The following is a 7,481-nucleotide window of genomic DNA, read 5'->3' as shown; positions in this document are numbered from 1 at the left end:
GACAGACAGGAAGAAGTGATTACCTATAGACTGGTTAAAATATTTTCAAATTCTCTCATCAGAAGCCCCGATTGCGCTAGCAGCAGGATCTCGGTCCAGTAATGCCTCAGGCCGTTTCTTAAAATGGAAAGTGCCTTCGCTATGTGAGCTTCAACCGTGCGGGTAGAAAGACTAAGTTCCGCGGCAATCTCCTTGCCGGCTTTTCCTTCGAAACGGTTCATGATAAATACCTTCTGGCATTGGGGCGAGAGGCTGGTCACCAGCGTATTTACCTGCTGGTAGAGCTCCTCGTATTGCATGATCTTCTCAGGCAGAATGGAATGGACCGGATCGTTTTCCGCGATCGCGTCAAGCGAAAGCGTTTTGTTCTGCTCTTTTTGCAGGTAGTTAAAGCAGCGGTTTCGGACCGAAGCAAACAGGTAAGCGCCGAAAGACGAATGCACGGTTTGGTAGGTTCCATTGTCCCAGAAATTGCAGAAGATCTCGGCGACGATATCCTCGGCAACATCTTTGGAATAAACAAAACGCACCGCGTGGCTGCACATCGGCTTGTAGTACCGCTGAAATAACAACTCACAACCTTTTTGTACGTCGGTTTCAAAGGTTTTCCTGATGAAGAACTCGCCGTCTGAAAGCCCGCCTCCATTACCTGCACGCGCGGCCGCATTGCCCGCAACAAAGCTGCTGCTTTCCTGGTCTTCTGAATGATCCGGCCTGGTAAATCCACCCATGTTGTAATAATTTGGCTCTGTATTGATATGACAGACAGCCAAAACTAATTACCTAGCCACTCACGAAATATTTTTCTGCAAAATCATTTTTTCTCAGAAAGTAGCTAACCCCTGTAATGCAAAACGCCCGGATCACAGACCCGGGCGTTTTGGAAAAAATAAGTCTGGCTGGTTAAGGAGCCACTTCCACAATCATTTCGATCTCTACCGCGATACCCGAAGGCAGCGACGCAACACCGACCGCCGAGCGCGCGTGCTTGCCGCTTTCACCAAAAACTTCAATCATAAAATCGGTAAAACCATTGATTACCTGCGGCTGCTGTGTGAGCAAAGGCGCTGAATTGACCATACCAAGTACCTTAACTACCCGTTTAACCTTGTTCAAATCGCCGATTTCGTATTTCAGGGAAGCCAGCAATGCGATACCGCACAGTTTGGCGGCTTCTTTTCCCTGCTCTACCGTCAGGTCGTCGCCGACTTTGCCGAGGATTTGTCCGCCGCCCGGCTTATCTGGTCCGTGGCCGGAAAGGTACACGAGGTTGCCCACGCGGACAGCGCGCAGGAGGTTGCCTTTGGACGCGTTCAGCTTGGGCAGCGTAATGCCCATTTCTGTCAGCTTTTTCTCAACATCCGGGCGTGACTGCGCGAATGAGGGACTTGCAAATACGGCCAGTATAAAGGCGAGGATAATTTTGGAAGCAGTTTTTGACATAATCAACAATTAAGATGTGATCGTCAAAAATAGCCCGTTTTGTGCTTCAAACATAAAAAAACCGCATTTCTGCTGAAATGCGGCCGATATCAATGCGCTTTAAATTTTTGCTATTCCTGTTTTTTCAAGCATAAAGTTGTGGAGCTCTGTATTCTGTACAAAAGGTTTCAGTGATTCGCTGCCCGGCCCGAACATAGCGAGTTCCACATAGTCAGCTGAGTGGTCAATTCCGGCCCAGCCGACTCCGGTATAGTTGGTCTGTATTGCCGCGAGCTCCCGGAAAAGCTTCTTATTAGTGATATAGAGCCCTTTTTCATTTTTGTCACCAAAGAGCCCGATCAGCTTTTCGGCTTCCGCCTGTTTGATCGCGTACCCTTGTGCGAACTCAATGCGCTCGATCAGCTGGGCCGCGTTGGGTATTTCTTTCAGGTCACCCAGGATCCAGTTGTTGGTATGTCTGAATTTTTGAAAAAGATCAAACTGCTTGTCGCTGCCGAACAAGCCGGGATTTGCATTGCCGTGATCGGTGGTGATGATCACGAGTGTTTCTTTGTCTTTCGCTGCGAAATCAAGCGCTACCTCGATCGCCTCATCGAATGCGATCTGATCGTACAGCAAGCCGCCGGCGTCATTTGCATGCGCAGCCCAGTCTACCTTGCCACCTTCAATCTGGACAGCAAATCCTTTCGGGTTTTTAGAAACGAGTTCCAGCGTTTTCGCTGTCATTTCTGCCAGCGTAGGTACTTTTTGTTGAAGATCCTTATTTTCAAATGTGTCGAGTGAATAGGGAAGTGCCCCTTCGCAGTAAACCCCGAGAATCGGCTTTTGAATGTTGTTGAGCGCCTGCATGGCGTTGCGGTCACGCGCGACGGTGTAACCCGCTTTCGTGTAATCTGCAAAAAGGTCCGCCTTGTCTTTGCGCTTTTCTACCGAGAAAAACTCCGCGCCTCCGCCCATCATCACGTCGAACTTCAAGTCGAGGTATTGCGATGCGATTTCCGATTCGTCGCCCCGCGATTTGTTGTTAATGCAAAAACCCGCGGGCGTGGCGTGGGTGATCGTGACCGAGGTAACACAGCCTACCGACTTACCTGCTTCTTTGAACTTTTGTAGAATGGGCTTATTGAAGCTGCCGTCGGCATTTACATTCAGGTTTCCGTTTGGTACCTTTTTGCCGCCGCCCCAGGCTGAGCTGCCTGCGGCCGAGTCGGTGACCAATGCATTGGAAGAGGAAGTTTCCATGAATGCGCGGCTGCCGGTTTGTTCGAGGTATAGCTTCATCCAGCTGGTATCGCGCCCGTTTTTCCGTTTGAGCAACAGGTCGGCCATATTCAGCGTACCGGTACTCATACCGTCGCTGACCATGAAGATGATGTTTTTGGCAATACTATCTTTTCTAACGGGCGACGAAGTATCGCTTTTACCGCGGAACAATGCCGGTCCAGCCAAAAGTGCCGCCGAGCTGTTTGTAAAAAAATCCCTTCTTTTCATTTCCTGATTGAATGTAAATGCAAAGCCGGTAAGTGCCAGCTATCGCAAAGGAAGAATTTAAATGCAAACACAATGAGAAGCTGCGGTTATGGTTTTGTTAAGATTTGCAAACTGATCTTTTTCATATTTCGACGCGATGCTGGTCAGGGTTCGGGAAAGCGAATGCGGCTAGTTTTGGCTTTGGGATTTTATTAGAATTTTATACAAAGTCAAACCATGCATACATTCCATATTCCCGTTCTCGGGTTAGGTTATTCGGTGGATACACCGGCCAAAGTTGCGCATTACGGCATTTCATCAGTAGCTTCCATTGTCGACGACGAGATGATCGAGCGCATGCGCCGGTTTCATTCGCTTCAAAATAACGAGGTTTATACGCCCATTAAAAAGGACGAACCTGATTTCAGGAGCCGCCGCATTACCGAATACCTCAATCTGCTCGACAGGATCGTCAACCGAAAATTCGAGCATCTCCGCAATTCGCCTTTTGAAAACGGAACAGAAATCACCCGCTATTTCACCCTGCTGCCTGATACTGCGCCGCTCAAACAGCTGTACCTGCAAATGCTGGCGACAGAAAACCCCGCTGAACGCGCCGGAATGGAAGAGCAGCTACGCAACGGCCTGGTCAAAGGCGCGATTGACGTGAATATCATGTCCAAGGTGGACAAGCTGAACAAGGATGTATACGGCGAAAAGCTCCCTGATCAGTTCTCCGACGCGTCGGCTGCATTGCGCGGTTTTGCCAACAGCAACCTCAATGCGTCGCTCGTACTTTCGGCCGGGATGAACCCGCGTTTATACAATTACCTTGATCAGTTCGATGTTTTTCTGCCTGACAATCAAGGAAATTTTGGTAAAAGGATTATTCTGAAAGTAAGCGATTTCCGTTCTGCATTGATCCAGGCCAAGTATCTTGCCAAAAAGGGAATCTGGATCTCGGAGTTCAGGATTGAGTCGGGACTGAATTGCGGCGGCCACGCATTTGCTACCGATGGATATCTGCTCGGGCCGATCCTCGAAGAGTTTAGAGAGAAAAGACAGGAGCTGATCGACGAACTTTTTGGCTTGTACCAAAATGCGCTTTTAACCAAAAACATTGCGTTAACCAATGCGCCTGCACTCCGCATTACCGTTCAGGGCGGAATCGGGACGGCGAAGGAAGACCGCTTTTTACTTGAACATTACCAGGTAGATGCCACCGGTTGGGGCAGTCCGTTTTTGCTTGTTCCCGAGGCGACCAATGTGGATCACGAAACGTTGCAAAATCTCGCGAGTGCCGATGAATCAGACTATTATGTTAGCAATTCCTCGCCGCTGGGTGTTTTGTTCAATAATTTTAAAAAAAGCAGTTCGGAAAAACAGCGGCTGGAAAGGATCGCGAAAGGCAGGCCGGGTAGTCCGTGTACCAAAAAGTACCTGGTATCCAATACCGAATTCACGCAGGAGCCTGTTTGTACTGCATCGCGTGAGTATCAGAATTTGAAAATCAAGCAACTGAAATCTCTCAACCTGCCGGAAGTCGAGTACCAGGAGCAATTCAATGCAGTTACCGAGAAAGTTTGCCTATGTGACGGCCTGAGTACCGGCACGCTGATCAAGCATGGTTTACTGGGCGCAAGGGAAAATCACGGAGTTGCGATTTGTCCCGGACCTAACCTGGCGTGGTTCTCGGAAGTGGCTTCCCTCGACGAAATGGTGGCGCACATTTACGGTAAAATCAACCTGCTGTCCGATGTGGCGCGCCCGAATATGTTCATCAACGAGCTCAATTTGTATGTGGCGCATTACCGGAAAGACCTGGAATTGCACCTCCGCAACTTCACTGATAAAAAGCAAAAGTACCTGAACAAATTCCGCGAACAGTTGCTGGCAGGTATCGATTATTACAAAACCCTGATCCCGCAAATGCAGAACCAGGATGAAGCTTATCGGGCGGAGATGTTAGGGCAACTAACTGAAATTGAAGCCGGTTTGACGGTTGCTGAACTTGCGAACTGCGCCTGAACAATTCAAATGCGCAACCGGACCAACAGTCTAGTTGCGCATTCTTGCCAATTTTTCGTACTCAAAAACCGTGATCAGGCTTCCCTTCATATCAATCAGCTTTTCTTCCTTGAAATCCGACAAAGTCCTGATCACCGTTTCTGTGGCAGTGCCTACAATGGAAGCAATGTCTTCACGGGTAATGGACATGGAAAATGGTTTTGATTTATCTTCCTGATAACGCTGTACGAGCATCACCAGCGCCTGCGCCACCCGCTTTCTTACCGAGTTGTATGCCAGTTGCAGCAAGCGGTCTTCCCGGTCTTTGATTTCGTTCGAAAGCATTTTAATAAACTTCGAAGATACCTCGCGGTTGGCCTGCAACAGATTGAAAAAATCATCTTTCGGGATCATGGAAACCTCGGATTCTTCGAGGCAAATGGCCGTTTCCTGGTAAGGTTCGCCTTGTAGCAGATCCAGGTAACCAAAAAAATCGCCCTCTTTGTACAAATCGGTGATGTACTCTTTCCCACTCCCATTTGATTTGTAGGACTTCACTTTGCCTTTCCTGAGAAAGTAAATGTTGGAAGGATAGCTGCCTTCGGTGTAGATCGTATCCTTCTTTTTCAGCGTTCTTGTTTTCTTATCCTCGGCCAGCTTTGCAATCATATCAAAAGCCTGCGCGTCCTCGATAAACTGATCGAGTCCGCTGGCAGAGCGCTCAAACTGGCGTTTCAGCCGCTCGCTCTTTTGCAGCCGCATTTCGACGATGTTGAGCAGCTCAATGTCGTCGTAAGGTTTGGTAAGATAATCGTCAGCGCCCATCGTCATGCCTTTGCGATAGTCTTCTTTCTCGGCTTTGGCGGTCAGGAAAATGAATGGGATATTGGCTGTTTTCTCATTTTTGCTGAGCATGTGCAGCACGCCGTAACCGTCGAGCTCGGGCATCATGATATCGCAAATGATCATATCGGGGCCGAATTCGGCTGCAACCTGCACACCTTCTTTGCCGTTTTTGGCGGTAACTACTTTATAGTTGGCGAGTTCGAGGATCTCGGCCGTATTTTCCCGCATTTCGGGATTGTCTTCAATCAGTAATATCTTCTTCGCTTCCAATTTGTGTCAGTTTCAATGATTCAGATTCACTTACAGGGAAATGGACTTTGATTTGGCAGGTACCAGGTTGGGCAAAGTCACTATAAAGGTAGTACCTACACCCACTTCACTCGAAAAGGAGACAGTCCCGCCCATCAAATCCACGTATTTGCTTACGATATTCAGCCCGAGACCGGTTCCTTGTACGGTACCTGCATTCTGGGCGCGGAAAAACCGGTCAAACACGTTGGACTGGTCAGCCAGCGGTATCCCGATTCCCTGGTCTTTGACTTCGATCACCACAGATTCGGTAGCTGCTTTGATATTCAGGCTGATCACTTTTCCTGGCTCTGAGTATTTCACTCCATTGGAAAGCAGGTTGAAAAGAATATTGCGCAAAAGCTGCTTATCGAGCCATACCTCCGCATTTCCGGTGAGCTGAAAATGAATTTGCTGTCCTTCCTTGCAAAGTCCCTGCATTTCCTCCACCAGCGTGTTGCCGAATGCAGCCAGGGTTACTTCCACAGGAACAATGTGCACGTGGCCCTCTTCGAGCTTGCCGATGGACAGGAAATCATTCAGTATCTCGGTCAGGTTGGTCACTGCCGACTTGATCCGCTGCACGTGTTTATGTCTTTTTTCCTCCTCTTCAGTGGTCGTATACCGGCTGATGAGCGAGGCGGAGGACAGAATGGTGGCCAGCGGCGTACGGAATTCGTGCGAAGCGATAGTCACAAACTGGCTTTTCATATTATTCAGCTCCTTTTCCTTCTTCAATGCCCGGAGCACTTCTTCCTGCGATTCCTCGATCTTCTGCAAGGCATTCGCCAGTTCTTTCGTTCTCAGTTCCACACGTTCTTCGAGTTCCGCGTTCAGTTTTTGTATTTCGAGGTTTGCGTCAATAATGCGCTTTTCCTGTTTTTTTCGCTCAGTAATATCCACGATAAAGCTCACGACAAATTCGCCCACACTCGTTTTGAACGGACTGAGGCTTACCTCCACCGGAAATTCGCTGCCGTCAAACCTCCTTGCAAAAAGGTCCATTAAGTGGCCCATCCCGCGCGCTTTGGGTTCTTCCAGGTATTCGTTGCGGTAGTGTACGTGGTTGTGGGTAAACCGCTGCGGGATCAATGCTTCTATCTTTTTGCCGATCAATTCCGTATCCGAATAACCAAACAGCTCGCGTGCTTTGGGGTTCAGCATGACGATTGTTCCGGTCTTGTCCACTACCACAATGCCCTCCGTCGCGTGCTTGAACAGCGCGTCGAGCATTTCAATATGCCTTGTCATCACCTTGGTCTGAGTTAAGATATCGCTATCAAACATAAAAAAGGCAAATTACAAAAGTGAGCGAACAAGGTGGCATTGTTATGTACTGAATGATGTTTTCGGAGAAATTCAGACGGTCTGGCTAAACAGGTCGGCTTCCGGCTTTTTGGCCCAGAGCCGCGCGTCGAATGCCATGC

6 protein-coding genes are annotated in these 7,481 nt (G+C 48.8%); 1 reads left to right on the top strand and 5 read right to left on the bottom strand.

Going from position 1 to position 7,481, the window contains the following annotated elements:
* Window positions 1-23: 23 nt before the first annotated feature.
* The 3 genes from ACTIE6_RS13165 to ACTIE6_RS13155 form a co-directional block, all read right to left on the bottom strand.
* A complete protein-coding gene (locus ACTIE6_RS13165; protein ID WP_439557078.1) occupies window positions 24-731 on the bottom strand; it encodes an RNA polymerase sigma-70 factor in 708 nt (235 codons plus the stop codon).
* Window positions 732-903: 172 nt separating this feature from the next.
* Window positions 904-1,443, bottom strand: coding sequence for a RidA family protein (locus ACTIE6_RS13160; RefSeq protein ID WP_439557077.1), 540 nt, complete (start codon window positions 1,441-1,443; stop codon window positions 904-906).
* Window positions 1,444-1,542: 99 nt separating this feature from the next.
* Window positions 1,543-2,934, bottom strand: coding sequence for an alkaline phosphatase (locus ACTIE6_RS13155; RefSeq protein ID WP_439557076.1), 1,392 nt, complete (start codon window positions 2,932-2,934; stop codon window positions 1,543-1,545).
* A 216-nt stretch (window positions 2,935-3,150) separates the two neighbouring features.
* Between ACTIE6_RS13155 and ACTIE6_RS13150 the strand changes: the two genes are divergently transcribed.
* A complete protein-coding gene (locus ACTIE6_RS13150; RefSeq protein ID WP_439557075.1) occupies window positions 3,151-4,941 on the top strand; it encodes a hypothetical protein in 1,791 nt (596 codons plus the stop codon).
* A gap of 30 nt (window positions 4,942-4,971) precedes the next feature.
* Here ACTIE6_RS13150 and ACTIE6_RS13145 read toward each other — a convergent pair whose 3' ends face one another.
* Both ACTIE6_RS13145 and ACTIE6_RS13140 read right to left on the bottom strand, forming a co-directional pair.
* Window positions 4,972-6,036, bottom strand: coding sequence for a response regulator (locus ACTIE6_RS13145; protein WP_439557074.1), 1,065 nt, complete (start codon window positions 6,034-6,036; stop codon window positions 4,972-4,974).
* Between the two features lie 30 nt (window positions 6,037-6,066).
* A complete protein-coding gene (locus tag ACTIE6_RS13140; protein WP_439557073.1) occupies window positions 6,067-7,305 on the bottom strand; it encodes a PAS domain-containing sensor histidine kinase in 1,239 nt (412 codons plus the stop codon).
* Between the last annotated feature and the right edge of the window lie 176 nt (window positions 7,306-7,481).

The sequence above is a fragment of the Dyadobacter sp. genome (assembly GCF_051859145.1).
Taxonomy (GTDB): Bacteria; Bacteroidota; Bacteroidia; order Cytophagales; family Spirosomataceae; genus Dyadobacter.
This window is presented reverse-complemented; position numbering and strand designations above follow the sequence as displayed.